We start from the raw sequence: 17,949 nt of genomic DNA, 5'->3' as shown, positions 1-17,949 counted from the left end.
CCACAATGAACAGCTGTTGTGTGTCGCTGCGAACCGGAACGGCACGCCCGGTTCAGGGACCCGACGCGTCCTCGGGCTTCGTGGCCGGCAACATGCCCGCGAGGGTTTCGCCCGTCCCGGCGGCCCCCTGCCCAGCCTCGGCCGCGAAGTCGTGCCCTTCGAACGGCCGGTGGAAGTCGCCGGTGTCCTGATCCATCGCCCAGAGCTCGCCCGTCGAGATGTCGAACCAGGCGCCGTGAAGCGTCAGGCGCCCTTCGGCCTCGTTCTTGGCGATGTAGGGGAAGGTGCGCAGGTTCGCGAGCGAGGCGCGGATCGAGACGCGCTCCATCAGGCGCTGGCGCTCGGCCGCCGTCAGGAGGTCGTTGGCGCCGATCGTTTCGGCCGACTCGCGCACGAGGCTCATCCACTTGCCGATGAAGTCGCTTTCCGAGAGCGGCTGCATCTCCGGGTCGAGCGCGGCCTTGATGCCCCCGCAGCGGCCGTGGCCCATGACGATGATGTGGCGGACCTTGAGGGCCTGGACGCCGAACTCGAGCGCCGCCGAGGTGCCGTGGAAGTCGGCGTTCGGCGTATAGGGCGGCACGAGGTTGGCGACGTTGCGCACCACGAAGAGGTCGCCGGGCGCGGCGTCGAAGATGGTTTCCGGCGCCGCCCGCGAGTCGCAGCAGGCGATCACCATGGTTTCGGGCGTCTGGCCCTCGCGGGCCAGCTGGCGATAACGCTCCGCCTCGCCGCTGTAGCGGCCGAGCATGAAGGACCGGTAGCCGGACAGCAGCCGATCGGGAAGAAGCACGGTCTCGTCCATGCGCCGCTGATACGATGCGGCGCCGCGACATTCAACGGGTCCGCCGCTCAGGCGCGCCGGTTGCCGCCGGGATAAGCGAGGCGGCGCATCTGCACCATGGCCATGGGATGCTTCAGGCTGTCGGCGTCGGTTTCGAGCTGCAGCTCGTCGGCGCCGCGCTTGGCCGTGCGCGCCAGGACCTCGAACACCGCGGCCGTGGTGGTCTGCAGCGCCTTTTCCCCGCTCATGCCGGCGAGGAGGCGCGCCAGAAACACCGCCGAGGTAAGGTCGCCGACGCCCTTGGGCGCGTTCTCGATCTGCCGGTGCTCGGCGAGCAGCGCCTCGAAGCCCTCGACGAGGAGGTTGCCGATGCCCCCGCGCAGGAGGGCGTGCGCCGAGGTGACGACGACGCGGGCCGGCCCGAGCGTCGTCGCCGCCTCGATCAGGTGCTCGTTGCCGGCGAGTTCCAGGCCCGTCAGGAGTTCGAGCTCGAAGCGGTTGGGGGTCGCGATGTCGGCGAGCGGCAGCAGGCGGTCGCGCATGGCGACCAGCGTTTCGGCCGGCTGGTAGAGCCGTCCGCCGTCGCCGAGGACGGGATCGCACAGGAACACGGCGCGCGGATTGGCGCGCTTCACCGCCTCGACGAGCCGCGCCGTCGGCTCGACCTGATCCGACGCGCCGAAATAGCCCGACAGGACGGCCCCCACCTCGCCGAGCCAGGGCGCCCGCGACAGGTCGTCCATCATCGCGGCGAAGGCGCCGGCATCCGGCACGATGCGCGTCGAGGCGCCGTGCCCGGGATGCCAGGGCAGCGTGACGGTCGGCACCGACCAGACGGGATGGCCGAGCGACTCCAGCGCGAAGACCGCGGCGCGGTTGCCCACCGTGCCGCGCACGACGTGGCTCGATATGGCGAGAACGGCGACCTTGTCGGCGGCCGCGGAGCCCGGGCGCGGCGGATAGGTGGCGCTCATCGGCGAAGCGTCTCCTTCAGCCGCCCGCGGCGGACAGCGACTGGACCAGCCAGACCGCCAGCACCACGAAGGCGACGAGGCCGAGCCCGCGCCCGATCCGCGTGCCCCAGACCTCCACCCGGTCCGCGGGATCCGCGTCGCGCCCGAGGAAATGGCCGGCGCCGTCGCGGATCATCCGCTCGGTGGCGGCGCCCACCTGCGGCTCGGTCTCGCGCTGGACGCGCTGGAGGATCGCCCGCGCCTCGCGCTGCGCGTCCTCGTCGCCTCGCGACCCGCGGGGTGGAAGGGGCTGATGGCCGGTCATGCTCCTCGTTTAGAAGGAATGCGCCTCCGAGGAAAGCGCCGGGCTGCGGAGCTTGCCTCGAACTGCAGCCGTGAGCCAGCCGGGAACCGGCGCAGCGGCTCGGGGCTTGCGCTCGCAGGGCCGGGCAAGCGATCCCTTGTCGCCACACGGACGTCGCGGCGCGCCCTTATCACCGCCGCGTCACGCCGAAGAAGCGGCGACGTGAAACCGGAGGAGCCAGCATGGACACCAACCGCCAGCACGACGTCGGATCGGTACGGGAACAGGCACCGGGGGGCGACGGCACGGGCGGTGGTGCCGGCGACGCGCCGAGCAAGGCGGCGATCCTTCGCGCGGTTCTCGCCGAGTTCGAGGCGGGCGAGGCGGCCGCCCTCCTCGCGCCCCTCCTGTTCTCGCGCCCGCCCGCCGAGGATCTGGCGCCCTTCGCGGCCTCGACGCTGGCGCGTGCCGCCCGCGCGGCGGCGAGCGTCCTCACCCGCCAGCGGCCGGGCGAGCCGGTGATCGCGGTGGAGCGGCTGGAGGGCATGGGCCCGGGCGGCGGCACCCTCGGCCTCGTCACCGTCGCCAACGACGACATGGCCTTCCTGTTCGACAGCGTCACCGCCGAGATCGCCGAGGCCGCGAGCGTGGTGCATTTCGTCTCGCACCCCATCCTCGACGCCGCGCGCGACGAGACCGGGCTCCTGGCGACCTTCTCGGCGAGCCACGCCTCCGACGCCGAGACGGCCGCGGCCGCCTCCGCCGCGGGAAGCCGCGTCAGCCTGATCCAGCTCGCCATCGACCTGCCGGAGGGCGCGGGCGCCGACGGGCTCGCCGAGCGCCTCGCCTCGATCCTCGCCCAGGTGCGCCTCGCCAACGAGGGCTACGGCCCGATGCGCGAGCGCGTCAGCCGCGCCGTCGAGGCGATCCGCGCCAGAGCCGCGAGCCTTGCCGGCGAGGTCGAGGGCGCGCCCTCGCGCGCCGACCTCGAAGAAGCCGCCCGGCTCCTGGAATGGCTGCGCGACGACAACTTCATCTTCCTCGGCATCCGCGAATACGACTACGTGCCGGACGGCGGCGAGGAGGCGCTGCGGCGCCGCGAGGAAGGGGGCCTCGGCATCCTCGCCGATCCGAGCGTCAACGTCCTGCGCCGCGACGGGCGGCCTCTCGTGACGACGCCGGAGATCCGCGCCTTCCTGGAAGCGCCCGCGCCGATCATCGTCACCAAGGCGAACATGCGCTCGGTGGTCCACCGCCGCGCCTACATGGACTATGTCGGCGTCAAGCTCTTCGAGGGCGAAGGCGGCCGCCTGTCGGGCGAGATGCGCCTCGTCGGCCTCTTCTCCTCCTCGGCCTACAACCGCTCGATCCTGGAGATCCCCTATCTCCGGCTGAAGGCCAACACCGTGATCGCGCGCTCGGGGCTGCGTCCCGGCTCGCATTCGGCGAAAGCCCTCCTCAACGCCCTCGAATCCTATCCGCGCGACGACCTCTTCCAGATCGACGTCGAGCGCCTGGAGCGCTTCTCCTCCGAGATCGTGACGCTCGGCGAGCGGCCGCGGACGCGCGTCCTCGCCCGCATCGACAAGTTCGACCGCTTCGTCTCGCTTCTCGTCTTCGTGCCGCGCGACCGCTACGACTCGCGCCTGCGCGAGCGCATCGGCGCGCTCCTCGCCGAAGCCTATGACGGCCACGTCTCGGCCTACTACCCCGCCTTCCCCGAAGGCTTCCTCGCCCGCGTCCACTTCATCGTCGGGCGGCGCGGCGGACCGACGCCCGACGTCGACGTGTCGGATCTCGAGACCCGCATCGCGGAACTCGCGCGCACCTTCGACGACGCCTTCCTCGCGGCCCTGCGCGCGGCGCGTGCCGATCCGGATCTGGCGCGCATCCTGCCCGGCCTGCCGGCGAGCTATCGCGAGGAGATGCCTCTCGTCGAGGCCGTCGGCGACGTGGCGACGATCGCGAGCCTCGACAGCGCCTCGCCGCTCGGCCTCGACTTCTTCCGCCGCGAGGGGCTGCCCGACCACGTGGTGGGCCTGAAGATCGACCATCTCGGCGAGCCCGTGGTGCTGTCGCGCCGGGTGCCGGTCCTGGAGAACATGGGCTTCTCCGTGATCGCCGAGCGCACCCACGCCATCCGCCGCCCGGACCGCTCGGAGGTCTACCTCCACGAGATGGCGCTGACGCTGCCCGGCGGCGGCGCCATCCCGCTGGAAGATGCCGGGGTGCGGCTGGAGGAAACCTTCGCCGCCGTCTGGGCGGGGCGGGTCGAGAACGACCTCTTCAACGCGCTCGTGCTGGAGGCCGGCTTCACGGTCGCGCAGGCCAACGTCCTTCGCGCCTATGCCCGCTACCTGCGCCAGGCCGCGGGCGGCGGCGCCTCCTTCGAGGCGCTGGGCGGGGCGCTGCGGCGCAATCCGGCCATCGCCAGGCTGCTCTGGCAGCTCTTCGACGCCTCGCTGAACCCGGCGCTGGCCGAAACCCGCGACGAGAGCCGCCCCGGCGACGAGGCGTCGGTCGAGCCCGAGGAGCGCTTCCGCGCGGTGGCCGCCAAGCGCGGGGCGCAGGCGCCCTACGCCGCGATCCTCGAGGCGCTCGACGCCGTCGACAGCCTCGACGACGACCGGGCGATCCGCCGCTTCGCCGGCGCGATCCTCGCGACGCTGCGCACCAACTTCTACGCCGTGTCGGGCCTGTCCACCGACGAGAACTCCGAGCCCGGCCGCGTCGACCCGGCGCTCGCCTTCAAGCTCGACCCCGCCCTCATCGAGGGTCTGCCCGAGCCCGTGCCCTACCGCGAGATCTTCGTCTTCGACGGGCGCGTCGAGGGCGTGCATCTCCGGTTCGGGGCGGTCGCCCGCGGCGGCCTTCGCTGGTCGGACCGGCGCGAGGACTACCGGACCGAGATCCTCGGCCTCGTGAAGGCGCAGCAGGTGAAGAACGCCGTGATCGTGCCGGTCGGCGCCAAGGGCGGCTTCTATCCCAAGCGCCTGCCCGACCCGGCCGCCGACCGCGAGGCCTGGGCGAAGGCCGGGCGCGCCGCCTACATCGTCTTCGTCGACTCGCTCCTTTCCGTCACCGACGACATCGAGGGCGCGCACGTCGAGCCGCCGGCGCTGGTCGCCCGCCACGACGGCGACGATCCCTACTTCGTGGTCGCCGCCGACAAGGGCACGGCGACCTTCTCCGACACGGCCAACGCCATCGCGCAGGCGCGCGGCTTCTGGCTCGACGACGCCTTCGCCTCCGGCGGCTCGGCGGGCTACGACCACAAGGCCATGGGCATCACCGCCCGCGGCGCCTGGGAAGCGGTGAAGCGCCACTTCCGCGAGATCGGCCGCGACATCCAGCGCGAGCCCTTCACGGTGGCCGGCTGCGGCGACATGTCGGGCGACGTCTTCGGCAACGGCATGCTGCTGTCCGACCAAACGCGCCTCCTCGCCGCCTTCGATCACCGCGACATCTTCATCGACCCCGATCCGGACGCCGCGACCTCCTTCGTCGAGCGCAAGCGCTTGTTCGCCCTCCCCCGCTCCAGCTGGCAGGACTACGACCGCTCGAAGCTCTCGGCGGGCGCGATGATCGTGTCGCGCCGCGAGAAGGAGGTGCGTCTCACCCCCGAGGCGGCCGCCGCCATCGGCTGGACGGGAGCGAAGTCCGCGGCGCCGACCGAGATCATCACGGCGATCCTCAAGAGCCCGGTCGACCTCCTCTGGTTCGGCGGCATCGGCACCTATGTCCGGGCCTCCGGCGAAGCTAACGCCGAGGTCGGCGACCGCGCCAACGACGGCTTGCGCGTCACCGGGCGCGAGCTCCGCGCCAAGATCGTCGGCGAGGGGGCGAACCTCGGCGTCACCCAGAAGGGCCGCATCGAGTTCGCGCGGGCCGGCGGCCGGATCAATTCGGACGCCATCGACAACTCGGCCGGCGTCAACACCTCCGACGTCGAGGTGAACATCAAGATCGCCTTCAAGGCGCCGCTGGAGGCGGGCCTCGTCGACCGCCCCGAGCGCGACGCGCTTCTCAAGGACATGACCGACGAGGTCGCCCGGCTGGTTCTCACCAACAATTACGAGCAGACCCTCGCGATTTCGGTCGAGGAGCGGGCCGGCGCGGCGGCGCTGCCCCTGCAGGGCCGCTTCATGACCGCGCTGGAGGAAACCGGCCGCTTGAAGCGCGACCTCGAAGCCCTGCCCTCCGACGCGGTGCTCGCCGAGCGGCGCGGCGCGGGGCGCGGGCTCACCCGGCCGGAGATCGGCGTCCTCCTGGCCTATTCGAAGATCGAGCTCTTCGACGCGCTCGTCGCCTCGGACCTCGGCCAGGATCCCTATCTCGCCGGCCGGCTCCACGCCTACTTCCCCGGCCCGATGCGCCAGCGCTTCGCCGCCGAGATCGACAATCATCGCCTCGCCCGCGAGATCGTCTGCACCCAGCTCGCCAACGAGGCGGTGAATCGGTTGGGCCCGACCTTCGTCACCGAGCTGCGCGACGCGTCGGGCGTGGCGCCCGGGGGTATCGTGCGCGCCTTCGTCGCCGCCACGGACGGCTTCGACGCCGGCGCACTGAAGGCCCGGATCGACGCGCTCGACGGGCGGATCGACGGCGGCGCGCAGAACGAGTTCTACGAGGCGCTGACCGCCTTCCTGCGCCGCCTGACGCGCTGGTTCGTGCGCAACGAGCGCTTCGAGGGCGGGATCGGGCCGGTGGTGGAGTCGCTGCGGGCGGTGCGGCACAGCGTCGGCGACCGCCTGCCGGAGCTCGCCACCGAGCGCGCGCAGGGCGAGTTCGCCGAGCGCGAAGCCTCGATCAGGGAGAAGGGCGCGCCGGACGACCTCGCCCGCGATCTCGCGCTCCTTCCGCTCCTGGCGCTCCTGCCCGACATCGCGGCCGTTTCACGTGAAACGGGCGTGCCTCTGGAGCGCACGGTGTCCGGCTACTTCACGGTCACCCGCCACTTCCGCATCGGCCGGCTAGAAGGGGCGCTCGCGAGCCTGCGGCCGACGGACTACTACGAGTCCCTGGCGCTCGCCCGTGCCGGCGCCGAGTTCGCCGGTGCCCGCCGGCGCCTCGCCGTCGCGGCGCTTTCGGCCCATCCGGAGGCCGACAACCCCGCGGAAGCCTGGTCGGCGGCGCAGGGACCGCGCGTCGCCCAGGTGATCGCCCAGATCGCCGCGCTCGCCGGCGGCGGCGAAGCCTCGGTCTCGCGCCTCACCGTGGCGGCGGGGCTCCTGTCCGACCTGTCGGCCGGCTGAGGCTTGATGCTCTCGACGGGCGGGGCCGGCTTCGGCTAGGTCTCGCCCGGTCCCGTTCAGCAAAGAGGGCGCGATGAAGCTCGGCGCGATCCATATCTATCCCGTCAAGGGTGGCCGCGGCCTGTCCCCCCAGGCGGCCCGGCTGGAGCCCCAGGGCCTTGCCGGCGACCGGCGCTGGATGGTGGTGGACGAAGCCGGCGAGTTCGTCACGCAGCGCGAGATGCCGGCGCTCGCCCTTCTCGACGTGCAGCCGGACGCGGACGGGCTGCACCTGTCCATGCACGGCCACGAGGCGGATCCGGACGGCGGCGAGCGCTTCGTGCCGACGCCCGACGGTTCGGCGCGCGGGCGCGTCTTCGTCTGGGAATCGGAGGTCGACGCGGCCCTCGCCGACGAGGCGTCCAACGCCGCCCTGTCGCGCTGGTTCGGCCGGCCCCTGCGCCTCGCCTACATGGACGTGACGGATGCGCGCGGCGTCAACCGCGACTGGTCCCCGGCAGGCGGCACGGTATCCTTCGCCGACGGCTTCCCGCTCCTCGTCGCCACGACCGACTCGCTGCGCGCCCTCAACCGGACGATCGTCTCTGCCGGCGGCGAGGCCGTGCCGATGAGCCGCTTCCGCCCCAACCTCGTGGTGGACGATGCGGAGGGCGGCGCCTGGGCGGAGGATGAGTGGGCGACGATCCGCGTCGGCGAGGCCGTGTTCGACCTCGTGAAGCCCTGCGCGCGCTGCACGGTGACCACCGTCGACCAGAACCGCGGCGTCTTCGACGGTCCGCAGCCGATCGAGGCGCTGCGCCAGACCCGCTTCTCCGGCGATCGCCGCGTTCCCGGCGTCCTGTTCGGCTGGAACGCCGTCCCGCGCGAGGCCGGTGCGACGCTGCGCGTCGGTGACCCCGTCGAGGTGATCGAACGCCGCGAGGCCGGCTGGCCGCTGCGCCAGCCGCGCAGCGCCTGAGTTCAGGCGCAACCACGACGCTGCTCCCGTCTCCCGCTGGCGGGAGAAGGTGCCGGCAGGCGGATGAGGGCGGTTCGGGAAGAGTGCGGCGCAAGTCGTCTGCTTGCCGCGTGGCGGCCGACACCCTCACCCGGCCGGCCTTCGCCGGCCTCCCTCTCCCGCCGGCGGGAGAGGGAAGGCGCCCCTTTCCCCGCCGGTAGAGGCGCGTCTCCTAGAGGTCTTTCAACAGCCGCAGCGCGTCGAAGATGGCGGCGTGGATGTTGCGGCCCGCCACGGCGTCGCCGATGCGGAAGAGCTGGAAGCGGCCCTCGGGCTCGGTGCGCACGTCCTGGCGCCGGCCCTCGATCATCGCGGCCATGTCCACCGCGCCGCGATTGGTCGAGAGCGGCTTCAGGGCGAAGTAGAGATCGTCGAGCGGCACGGTGCCGGCCTCCACCACGACGCGGTCGGCGCGCTTCTCCACCTCGCGCCGTCCGTACTCGTCGTGGAAGCGGGCGACGAGCCGGTTGCCCTCGCGCTTGAGGCCCGTCAGGCGAAGGTTCAGCGTCACCGCGGCGTCGGCCTTGCCGAAGGCGCGAAAGTAAGCGGGAAAGCTCGTGCCGCCGACATCGGGGGCGAGCGTGCGCTCAGGCGTCACGATCTCGAGCCGGGCCCCGCTCTCCGCCACGAACTCGGCCGCCGTCATGCCGGGATGGGCGCCGTTGTCGTCGTAGAGGAGGACGTCGCCTTCCGCGCGCGCAGCCCCGGACAAGACGTCCCAGCCTGTCAGCGCGAGGTCCTCGCCCTCCTCCAGGAAGCCGGTGTCCGGCAGGCCGCCGGTCGCCACCACCACGATGTCTGGGGCGAGCGCCAGGACGTCGTCGGCCTCCGCATAGGTGTTGAAGCGGAACGCGACGCCGAGCCGCTCGCATTCGGCGAGGCGCCAGTCGACGATGCCGAGGATCTCGCGCCGGCGCTTGAGGCCGGCGGCGATGCGCACCTGCCCGCCGGCTTCCGCCGCCGCTTCCAGCACCGTGACCTTGTGCCCGCGGCTCGCCAGCACCCGCGCCGCCTCGAGACCGCCCGGTCCTGCGCCAACGACGACGGCGGTCTTCGCCGGCCCCGTGCCCGGTTCCACGACGTGCGGGATCGTCGCCTCGCGGCCCGTCGCGGGATTGTGGATGCAGACCGCCTGGCCGCTGTAGATCGAGTCGATGCAGTAGCCCATGCCGACGCAGGGGCGGATGCGGTGCTCCTCGCCCGCCGCGATCTTGGCGGCGATGTGCGGGTCGGCCATGTGGGCGCGGGTCATGCCGACCATGTCCAGCTTGCCGGTCTCGATGGCGTGGCGGGCGGTGGCGACGTCCTGGATGCGCGCGGCGTGAAAGGTCGCGACCTGCGTCTGCGCCCGCACCTCGCCGGCGAAGTCGAGATGGGGGCCGGAGCGCGCGCCCATGCCGGGAATGACGTGCGAGAGCCCCTCTTCCGTGTCGATGTGGCCGCGGATGACGTTGACGAAGTCGATGAGGCCGGAGGCCTTGAGCCGCCGGGCGATCTCCAGTCCTTCCGCCTTGTCGATACCGCCCTTCAGGTCCTCGTCGCAGACCATGCGCGCACCGAGAAGGAAGTCCGGCCCGGTGCGCTCGCGGATCGCCTCGAGGACGCGCATGGAGAAGCGCATCCGGTTCTCCAGGCTCCCCCCGTACTCGTCGTCGCGCTTGTTGGTCAAAGGCGACCAGAACTGGTCGAGGAGGTGGCCGTAGGCCTCGACCTCCAGCCCGTCGAGCCCGGCCGCGTTCACCTTGGCCGCGGCCTCGGCATAGTCGGCGATCACCCGCTCGATGTCCCAGTCCTCCATGGCCTTGGCCGAGGCGCGGTGGGCGGGCTCCTTCGTGGCGGAGGCCGACAGGACGGGGAGCCAGTCGCCCTTGTTCCAGTTGGTGCGCCGGCCGAGATGGGTGATCTGGATCATCACCGCCGCGCCCTTCTCGTGGACGTCGTCGGCGAGCTCGGCGAGCCAGCGCACGCTCTCGTCCTTGTAGAGGAGGATGTTGCCGAAGGCCTGCGGGCTGTCGGGCGACACCACGGCCGACCCGCCGATCATGGTGAGCCCGATGCCGCCCTTGGCTTTTTCCGCGTGATAGAGCCGGTAGCGCGCCTTCGGCAGGCCGTCCTCCGTGAAGGCCGGCTCGTGCGCCGTCGACATCAGCCGGTTGCGGAAGGTGACGTGACGAAGCCGAAAGGGCTGGAGCAGCGGGTCGTTGGACATGGAAAGCGCGCCGATCGGAGGAGAGGGCCTGGATGCGGAAGGGTGCACCGCCGCGGAGCCCATCGTCCAGCTCGCCCGGGTTGTCGGCTCGCCCGGCGGCGACGTTTCCCTTTCCCGGGGCGACGCCGCCTCAGGCCGGCCCGTTCATGCGGTGCCGGAGCACGTGTCTGCGCCCCGCGGCGGTGTCACGCCTCGAAGACGAGCGAGACGCGGGTGCCGGAGGCGGCGGTGTCGTAGTCGAGGCTGGACTGGAGGGTCGCGGCCATGGCGCGCAGGATGCGGGTGCCCAGACCCGTGCCGCGCGCGGGCCCCGTGCCGGACCAGCCGATGCCGTCGTCCTCGACGGCGAGAAGCACCCGCGCATCGTCGCCGCCGCCATCGGCGCGGCGGCACAGGACGCGGATCTCGCCGCCCGCCGATCCCTCGGGATAGGCGTATTTGTGGGCGTTGGTGACGAGCTCCGTGACGACGACGCCCGCGGCGACCGCCTTGTCGGGCGTCACGCGGATGCCGGGATCGGCCTCCAGCCGCACGAGCTGGGCCCGGCCGCGTCCGCCGGAGCGCATCGCCGCGTCCAGCTCCTCGACGAGCCCGGCGAGGTAGCTGTCCATCTCGACGGCGGACACGTCCTGCGAGGTGTAGAGGCGACGGTGGACCTGCGCGATGGCGGTGATGCGCTGCTGCGTTTCGAGAAGCGCGTCGCGCGCGGCGATCGGGTCGGTGTCGGCGGCGACGGCCTTCTGCTGGAGCGACACGAGCGAGGCGACGAGGGCGAGCGAATTGGCGACGCGGTGGTTGACCTCGCGCAGCATCATCTCGGCCCGCTCGCGCGCCGCCCGGCTCTCGCGCTCGGCCTCGATCTTGGCGAGGCGCAGCCGCTCGCCGGCGATCGCGGTCGACACGGCCTCCGCCAGGAGCTCGCGGAAGTGCCCGCCGACGTCCTTCCAGACGTAGTCCGCCGCCCCCGCCTTCAGCGCGGCGACCGCGACGCGGCTGTCCTCCGAGCCCGTGACGTAGATCACCGGCGGCGCATCGGGCAGCGCCCGGATCGCAGGAAGGACATCGAGCCCGGTCTCGCCTGGCATGTGATGGTCGAGCGCGACGACGTCGATGCCGCCGCGGCTCAGGCGCTCCAGCCCCTCGGCGCCGCTCGCCGCATGCTCGACGCAGAAGCCCCGCCCGGCGAGCGCCCGCGCGACGAGGCGGGCGAGTCCGACATCGTCGTCGACGTAGAGCACGCGCACGCCGGCGGCCCCGGCGGGAGCCGGGGCTCCCGCCGCGTCGGGCTCGTCGGCGTTGCGCGGCTCGGCGATCATGGCGTCTCGGGCACCTGCATCACGGAAAAGAACAGGCCGAGCTGGCGGATGGCGTGGGAGAAGCCGTCGTAGTTCACCGGCTTGGTGATGTAGACGTTGGCGCCGAGATCGTAGCAGCGCTGGATCTCGCGCGCGTCGTCGGTGGTGGTCAGCACCACCACGGGCGAGCGCTTGGTGTGCGGGTTCGCCTTGATCGCTTCCAGGATCGAAATCCCGGTCATGTCCGGCAGGTTGAGGTCGAGGAGGATCAGGAGGTGGCGCCGCGCGCTCGCCTCGCCGGTGCCGTCTTCGCCCAGGAGATAGCGCAGCGCGTCCGTGCCGTTGGCGAAGGGGACGATGTCGTTGTTGACGCCGGCCCGGCGGATGTTGCGCTCGATGAGGCGGGCATGGCCCTCGTCGTCCTCGATCATCACGATCGACACGGGATGCATGGGCGTCGCCCCCTTGTTCTCGGTTCTTGTTTCAGGCTGCATCGCGTGCGCCATCTAGGGCGGAGGCGCCGCTCGCCGAGGCGAGCCCGGCTGCCTTGCGCGGCAGGGCGATGGTGAAGCGCGTGCCCCGGCCGAGCTCGGACGAGACCGTGATCCGCCCGCCGAGGACGCGCACCAGCGCCTTCACGTGGGCAAGGCCGATGCCCTCGCCCGGCTTGTCCTGCTTGCCGGAGCGGCGGAACAGCTCGAAGATGCGGCGGTGGTCCTGGGGGGCGATGCCGCGGCCGTTGTCGGTCACGGTGAAGACGGCGCGGTCGCGCGCGTCGACATGCGCCTCGATCCGGACCTCGGGCGGGCGCTCCTCGGAGCGGTACTTCAGCGCGTTGTCGAGGAGGTTAGCGAAGATCTGCTCGACGGCGAGGCGGTCGGCCTCGATCGAGGGCAGGCCGGGCGCGATCTCGACCGTGGCGCCCGCCGCGTCGAACTGGTGGCGCTGGGCGGCGGCGAGGCCGGTCATCAGCGCGTCCATGTCGAGCGGCTCGGGCCGGAAGGTCCGCCGGCCCTCGCGCGAGAGCTTGAGGATCGCCGCGATCAGCCCTTCCATCTTGGTGATCGCCGCCTTGATGAAGCCGAGCGCCTCGCTCATGTCCTCGTCGATGCGGGCCGCGTCCGGATGGTCCTTCAGCGCGGCGCGCATGTCGCTCTGCGCTTCTTCCAGGACGCCGGTGAAGCCCATGACGTTGACGAGCGGCGCGCGCAGATCGTGGGACACGATGTAGGCGTAGCGCTGCAGCTCGTCGTTGGACTCGGTCAGCTCCTCTTCCGCGCGCCGGCGCTCGGCGACCTCGCGTTGGACCGCGCCGAAGAGGCGGGCATTGTCGAGCGCGACCGCCGCCTGACCAGCGATGCCGGCGGCGAGGCGCTCCTCGCGCAGCGTGAAGCGGCCGGGCTCGGGATGGCCGAACAGCAGCGCGCCGAGCCGCTCGCCGGAGGCCGCGACCACGGGCACGGCGAGATAGGAGCGCACCGGCAGGTGCCCCTTCAGCAGGCCGCCATGCGAGCCGAAGCGCGGATCGGCGGCCACGTCGTCGGCCCGCACCGGCCCCTCGCCGGCGAAGGTCGGGGCGAAGCGGGCGAAGGCCTCGCGCGGGGCGCCGGTCAGGCTCGACAGGTGCCAGGCGTCGTCCAGACTGCCGTCCTGCCCGGCCGGCACGCGCTCGAACAGGGCGCCGTAGGCCGCGCCGGTCAGCGCCGTCGCCGCCTCGACCACGGCGGCGCCGAGCTTCTCGGAATTGAGTTCGGAGGCGAGATGCGCGCCGACAGCGTTCAGCCGCTCCAGCCGCTCGGTTTCGCCCTGCAGCGCGAGGCGCGCGGCCTCGGCCTGGTGGCGGGCGCGGGCCTGGGCCGCGGCGCCGGCGGTGAGGACGAGCGTCGCGAGGAGCCCGAGGCCGCCGAGATAGGGCACGAGGCCGCGGTTCGAGCCGAGCGCGAAGCCCGGCTCGGTTTCGAAGCGGAAGGTCCAGGGATGCCCGGCGATCGTGGTCGTGCGGCTGCCCACGAGATCGCTCGCGTCCTCGGCCGCCGGCGACAAGCCGACCGCCGCCGTGTCGAACAGGAGCGAGGCGGGATCGACGGCCGCGCCGTCGTAGACGCCGACGCGGATCTCGGAGGCGTCCATGACGATGTCGGCGAAGAAGTCGCGGGTGAAGAGGTCGGTCGCGCGGAAGGGCGCGTAGGCCCAGCCGACAAGCGCGGCGCGCCGCTCCTCCACCGCTTCGGGCACGCCGCCGCCGCGATAGACCGGCACGAAGATCAGGAAGCCCGGCTGCTTGTCCGGGTCGATCTCCTGGACGAGCTGGACGCGGCCCGACAAGGCGGCGGCGCCCTCGTCCCGCGCCCGCGCCATGGCGGTGCGGCGGGTCGCCTCGCTGTACATGTCGAAGCCGAGCGCGGCCTGGTTGCGCCGGTCCATCGGCTCGATGAGGGTGATGGCGGAATAGGCGTCGCGGGGACCCGGCGGGCGCAGCGCGAAGCCGTCGGCGCCGTCCGCCCGCAGCCGCGCTTCCACCGCACCGACCTCGCCGGGGGCGATCGCCTCGACGAAGCCGATGCCCTGGACGCCCGAATAATACTCGCCGACGTTCAAACGGCCGACATAGGCGCGGAAGGCCGCGCGGTTGGAGGCTTGGGGATTGCCGGCGAAGAAGCCGGCCGTGGCGCGCAGCAGCGCCACGTAGGTCTCGAGGCGGTTCTCGGTCTCCTCGACCCGCTGGTCGATCAGGCGCTGGAAGCGCTCGGCGTCGCGCGCCTCGCTGGTAGCATGGAAGGCCCAGGTCACCGTCGCCGTCGCGGCGAGCCCGACGAGCCCGACAAGGGCGGGATAGGCATAGGCGCGAAGGAAGCCGGGCCGGGCAAGGGAGGGCGAAGCGGGCCGGTTGCGGTCCATGGTGCGAGCGGTCGGCCTCGTTGCGACGATGGGCGGAGCCTCATGCTCCCGCAGGGCCGGCCGCGGGTCGAGCCCGGCGGCGGCGCCTCGCCCCGATTGAGGCGAAACGCAAGGCGTGTCAATGGGCCGCGGGGAACCTCCCCGGCCGCGTCAGGCCGCGCGGCGTCCGCCCCGGGCGGGCGCAACGACGTCGAAGGCCGACAACAGCGCGCCGCGGCCGGGCTTGAGGCTGAGGACCGCCGAGGGCGGCACGGCCGTCCATTCCAGCCCCGCCTCGTCGCAGGGCTCGGAGGCGATCACGAGGCCCGCCTCGTCGGCGGTGGCCGCCAGCCACAGCGAGGGCGGCGCCTCGTCGCTCGACCAGCGGAAGGCGTGGACGGCCTCCCCGTCCGAATGCACGGCGGCGAAGCGCACGGGATAGTCGGCGAGAACCGCCGGATCGTGGAGCGCCAGGATCTCGCTCAAGGTCGCGGCGAAGGCGGCGGCGGGATCGGTCTCCAGGCCGCGGCCGAGGGCGGCCAGAAAGATCGCCTCGGAGTCCGTCGTGCCGCGCCGGTGGGGATAGAGCGCGTCGGGGATCATCGCTTCCAGGCCGCGCCGCACCGCGGCACCGGCATAGGCGCCGATCTGGCCGTTGTGCATGAAGAGGTTCCGCCCGACCGCGAAGGGATGGCAGTTGCCGGCGGACACCTCGCCGCTGGTCGCCGCGCGCACGTGGGCGAAGAACAGGCCGGAGCGGATCTGGCGGCAGAGCGAGGCGAGGTTGGCGTCCGACCAGGCCGGCAGGATACCGCGATAAAGGCCAGGCTCGGGCCGCTCGGCATACCAGCCGACGCCGCAGCCGTCGCCGTTGACGACGGTGCGTGCCTGACGGGCGGCGAGGGACTGGGCGATGAGACCGTTGGGCCGCACGAGCAGCGAGTCCAGGAACACCGGCGCACCGGCATAGGCGAGGAAGCGGCACATGTCGTCTGATCTCGGTTGCGGTCCGCCGCGGGACGGGTTCGTCACCCCGCGCCGGCAACAGCCGTCGAGCATCGCGCGGCGCGCTGGCGCGGGGCTGACCCGCGGCGCCCGCGAGCGGACGCCTATCCCCGGTTCCGCTTGCGTGCCGCGCGCTGGCGCGCCTCGGCGATCTCGGCCACCGCGTCGAGGCGGTCCTTCACGGCGTCGAGCTCGTCGGGAGACAGGATCGCGATGACCTCGGCCAAGCGATTGGCAAGCGCGGTCGCCTTCGGGCTGAGGCCGGACGTGTCGATGCGCGCGCGCGGATGGGACAATTCGGCGAGGCGCTCCAGCTCCTCGGCATCGTCCCAGATGACGTTCAGGAAACCGATGATGCGCTGGAGGAGCTGCCAGGTCGGGCGCCCGCGCCGGCCGTGCTCCAGCGCCGAGAGATAGGCGGAGGAAACGCCGAGCGCGGCCGCCATCTGCCCTTGCGTCACCCCACGCTCGCGGCGCAGCTCGCGCACCCGCTCGCCGAAGGGTGTCACCGCGGCGCTCCCTTGCGGCGAAGGCGGACATAGAGCGCGCCGGCGCCGCCGTGGCGCCGCTCGGCGGACTCGTAGCCCGCGACGAAGGGGGTGAAGTCGGCCTTGGCGAACCAGTGCGGCACCGAGCGGCGGATGACGCCGCGCCCGTCCGGCCCTTCGCCCGCCTTGCCGGTGACGACGAGGACGTGGCGCAGCCCCGAGACCTGCGCGCGCCGGAGGAACCCGAGCAGCGCGTCGTGCGCCGCCCCTTGCGTCATGTCGTGGAGGTCGATGCGCCCGTCGATCTCGATGCGCCCGCGCCCGAGCTTGCGCACCACCGGCCGCTCGATCGGATGGAGCGCGAGCGCCTTGTCGGGCTTCGGCGCGTCGACCGGCGGCACATAGGGCGGCAGGAACGCGGGCCGCGGCGGGAGCCGAGGCGGCGGCGCCTCGCGGCGGACCGACGCGACCGGCACAGCCAGGGGCGGGAGCGGGAGCGGCGGTTCGGCGGGCGCGGGCGGATGAAGCGCCGGGGCGCGCGAGGCGCGGCTCTTCAGGGGGGTCACCGAGCGCTGGATGGCGGCCCAGAGCTGCGACTCCTCCGACGACAGCGGGCGATTGCGCCGGCGCTTCATGGCCGCGTCAGGGCGGCCGCGAGCGGCTCCGGCACGAGAAGGGCGAAGTCGGCGGCGTGACGCACCCGGCCGGCAAGGCTCCCGGCCTCGCGCCCCGAGCCGACGAACAGGTCGGCGCGGGCCGGGCCGAGGATCGCCGATCCCGTGTCCTGCGCGACCGTCAGGCGCCGGAAGGGCGCGCCCTCGATGCCGAGCGCGTCGGTGCCGACGAAGACCGGCACCCCGAAGGTGTGGAGCTCGCGGTCGACGGCGATCGAGGCGAGCGGCTCGAGCGGCACCTTGGCCGCAGCGACGGGGCCGAGCTGCTCGTCCTCGACCGGCGCTTCGCGGAAGAAGATGAAGGAGCGGTTGCGCCGCAGGAGCGCGTCGACCCGGGCCGGATGGGCGGCGAGCCAGCGGCGGATCCCGTCCATGTCGGCGTCCTCCAGCCGCAGCTCGCCCTCCTCGACGAGGATGCGGCCGATGGCGGTGAAGGGATGGCCGGTCTTGGCGGCGTAGGTGACGCGCGGGCGCCGCCCGTCCGGATATTCGAGCCGGGCCGAGCCTTGGACGTGGATGAAGAAGGCGTCGACGGGATCGGCGAGCCAGGCGATCTCGAGGCCCCGCCCGTCGAGCGCGCCGTCGGTGATCGCGCCTCGGTCGGGATGTTCGTCGAGCTGGCCGTCGGACCGGCGGCGGGCGAAGCGGAAAGAGGGATCGAGCCCGTCCGGCCGCGTCTCGTCGTCGACCTTCACGAGGTCGTCCGGCGGCGCGTAGAGGGGCGTCTGGAACTCGGCCGTGCGCACCGGCGAGGCGGGCACTACTGGCTCGTAATAGCCAGTGAGAAAGCCGCGGCCGCCGCGCGCGTTCGGGCCGGGCCGGATCGCCAGGGGCACGAAGAAGCGCTCGAAGAAGGCGCGCGCCTCGGCCTCCTCGATCCTTTCGCGCGCCGCGAGCGAGGCCTCGGCCGCCTCGCGGAAGCTGTCGGCGGAAACGCCGAGCGTGCCGCTCCTGGCATCACCCGACAGGAAGCGCGGCGCGCTCCGGCGAAAGGCGGCGAAGGCGGGGGCAAGGTGCGGCTCGCCGAACCAGCCGGGAAGGTCGGGGAAGCGCCGCCGCTCGCAGGAGACGGGGGGAGCCGTCATGGCCGCGCCCTCCTCGCCCGCGC

At 72.8% G+C, this 17,949-nt stretch carries 13 protein-coding genes; 2 read left to right on the top strand and 11 right to left on the bottom strand.

The window, feature by feature from the left end:
- Positions 1–52 precede the first annotated feature (52 nt).
- The 3 genes from FZN60_RS24635 to FZN60_RS24625 form a co-directional block, all read right to left on the bottom strand.
- Positions 53–751 carry a carbonic anhydrase gene (locus tag FZN60_RS24635; RefSeq protein WP_369413074.1) on the bottom strand — a complete coding sequence of 233 codons (699 nt, stop codon included), beginning with the start codon at positions 749–751 and terminating at the stop codon, positions 53–55.
- A 101-nt stretch (positions 752–852) separates the two neighbouring features.
- Positions 853–1,758 carry a pyridoxal kinase PdxY gene (pdxY, locus tag FZN60_RS24630; protein ID WP_158876237.1) on the bottom strand — a complete coding sequence of 302 codons (906 nt, stop codon included), beginning with the start codon at positions 1,756–1,758 and terminating at the stop codon, positions 853–855.
- A gap of 16 nt (positions 1,759–1,774) precedes the next feature.
- Positions 1,775–2,062 (bottom strand): hypothetical protein, encoded by a 288-nt coding sequence (locus FZN60_RS24625; protein ID WP_158876235.1) that lies wholly within the window; start codon positions 2,060–2,062, stop codon positions 1,775–1,777.
- 221 nt (positions 2,063–2,283) lie between these two features.
- Between FZN60_RS24625 and FZN60_RS24620 the strand changes: the two genes are divergently transcribed.
- A complete protein-coding gene (locus FZN60_RS24620) occupies positions 2,284–7,296 on the top strand; it encodes an NAD-glutamate dehydrogenase (RefSeq protein WP_158876233.1) in 5,013 nt (1,670 codons plus the stop codon).
- A 73-nt stretch (positions 7,297–7,369) separates the two neighbouring features.
- Positions 7,370–8,254, top strand: coding sequence for an MOSC domain-containing protein (locus tag FZN60_RS24615; protein ID WP_158876231.1), 885 nt, complete (start codon positions 7,370–7,372; stop codon positions 8,252–8,254).
- 211 nt (positions 8,255–8,465) lie between these two features.
- On the opposite strand, the gene FZN60_RS24610 is transcribed toward FZN60_RS24615, so the two are convergent.
- From FZN60_RS24610 to mltA, 8 genes are all read right to left on the bottom strand, one after another.
- Positions 8,466–10,502 (bottom strand): NADH:flavin oxidoreductase, encoded by a 2,037-nt coding sequence (locus FZN60_RS24610; protein WP_158876229.1) that lies wholly within the window; start codon positions 10,500–10,502, stop codon positions 8,466–8,468.
- A 185-nt stretch (positions 10,503–10,687) separates the two neighbouring features.
- The gene (locus FZN60_RS24605; RefSeq protein ID WP_158876227.1) at positions 10,688–11,818 is read right to left on the bottom strand and encodes a sensor histidine kinase; all 1,131 of its coding nucleotides are present in this window, start codon (positions 11,816–11,818) and stop codon (positions 10,688–10,690) included.
- Positions 11,815–12,249 (bottom strand): response regulator, encoded by a 435-nt coding sequence (locus tag FZN60_RS24600; protein WP_158876279.1) that lies wholly within the window; start codon positions 12,247–12,249, stop codon positions 11,815–11,817. Before FZN60_RS24600 ends, FZN60_RS24605 begins: the two co-directional genes overlap by 4 nt.
- A 31-nt stretch (positions 12,250–12,280) precedes the next feature.
- Positions 12,281–14,695, bottom strand: a complete 2,415-nt coding sequence (locus FZN60_RS24595; protein WP_158876225.1) for a CHASE domain-containing sensor histidine kinase — start codon at positions 14,693–14,695, stop codon at positions 12,281–12,283.
- 150 nt (positions 14,696–14,845) lie between these two features.
- Positions 14,846–15,661 carry a class II glutamine amidotransferase gene (locus FZN60_RS24590; protein WP_158876223.1) on the bottom strand — a complete coding sequence of 272 codons (816 nt, stop codon included), beginning with the start codon at positions 15,659–15,661 and terminating at the stop codon, positions 14,846–14,848.
- A gap of 122 nt (positions 15,662–15,783) precedes the next feature.
- Positions 15,784–16,188, bottom strand: coding sequence for a helix-turn-helix domain-containing protein (locus tag FZN60_RS24585; protein ID WP_158876221.1), 405 nt, complete (start codon positions 16,186–16,188; stop codon positions 15,784–15,786).
- The gene (locus tag FZN60_RS24580; RefSeq protein ID WP_158876219.1) at positions 16,185–16,802 is read right to left on the bottom strand and encodes a Smr/MutS family protein; all 618 of its coding nucleotides are present in this window, start codon (positions 16,800–16,802) and stop codon (positions 16,185–16,187) included. Before FZN60_RS24580 ends, FZN60_RS24585 begins: the two co-directional genes overlap by 4 nt.
- Positions 16,799–17,926: a murein transglycosylase A gene (mltA, locus tag FZN60_RS24575; RefSeq protein WP_158876217.1), complete on the bottom strand. Its 1,128-nt coding sequence runs from the start codon at positions 17,924–17,926 to the stop codon at positions 16,799–16,801. Before mltA ends, FZN60_RS24580 begins: the two co-directional genes overlap by 4 nt.
- Positions 17,927–17,949 lie beyond the last annotated feature (23 nt).

The sequence above is a fragment of the Antarcticirhabdus aurantiaca genome (assembly GCF_009765365.1).
GTDB classification, from domain to species: Bacteria; Pseudomonadota; Alphaproteobacteria; order Rhizobiales; family Rhizobiaceae; genus Antarcticirhabdus; species Antarcticirhabdus aurantiaca.
Note: the sequence above shows the minus strand (reverse complement) of the source record. Positions and strands in the feature narration are given on the sequence as shown.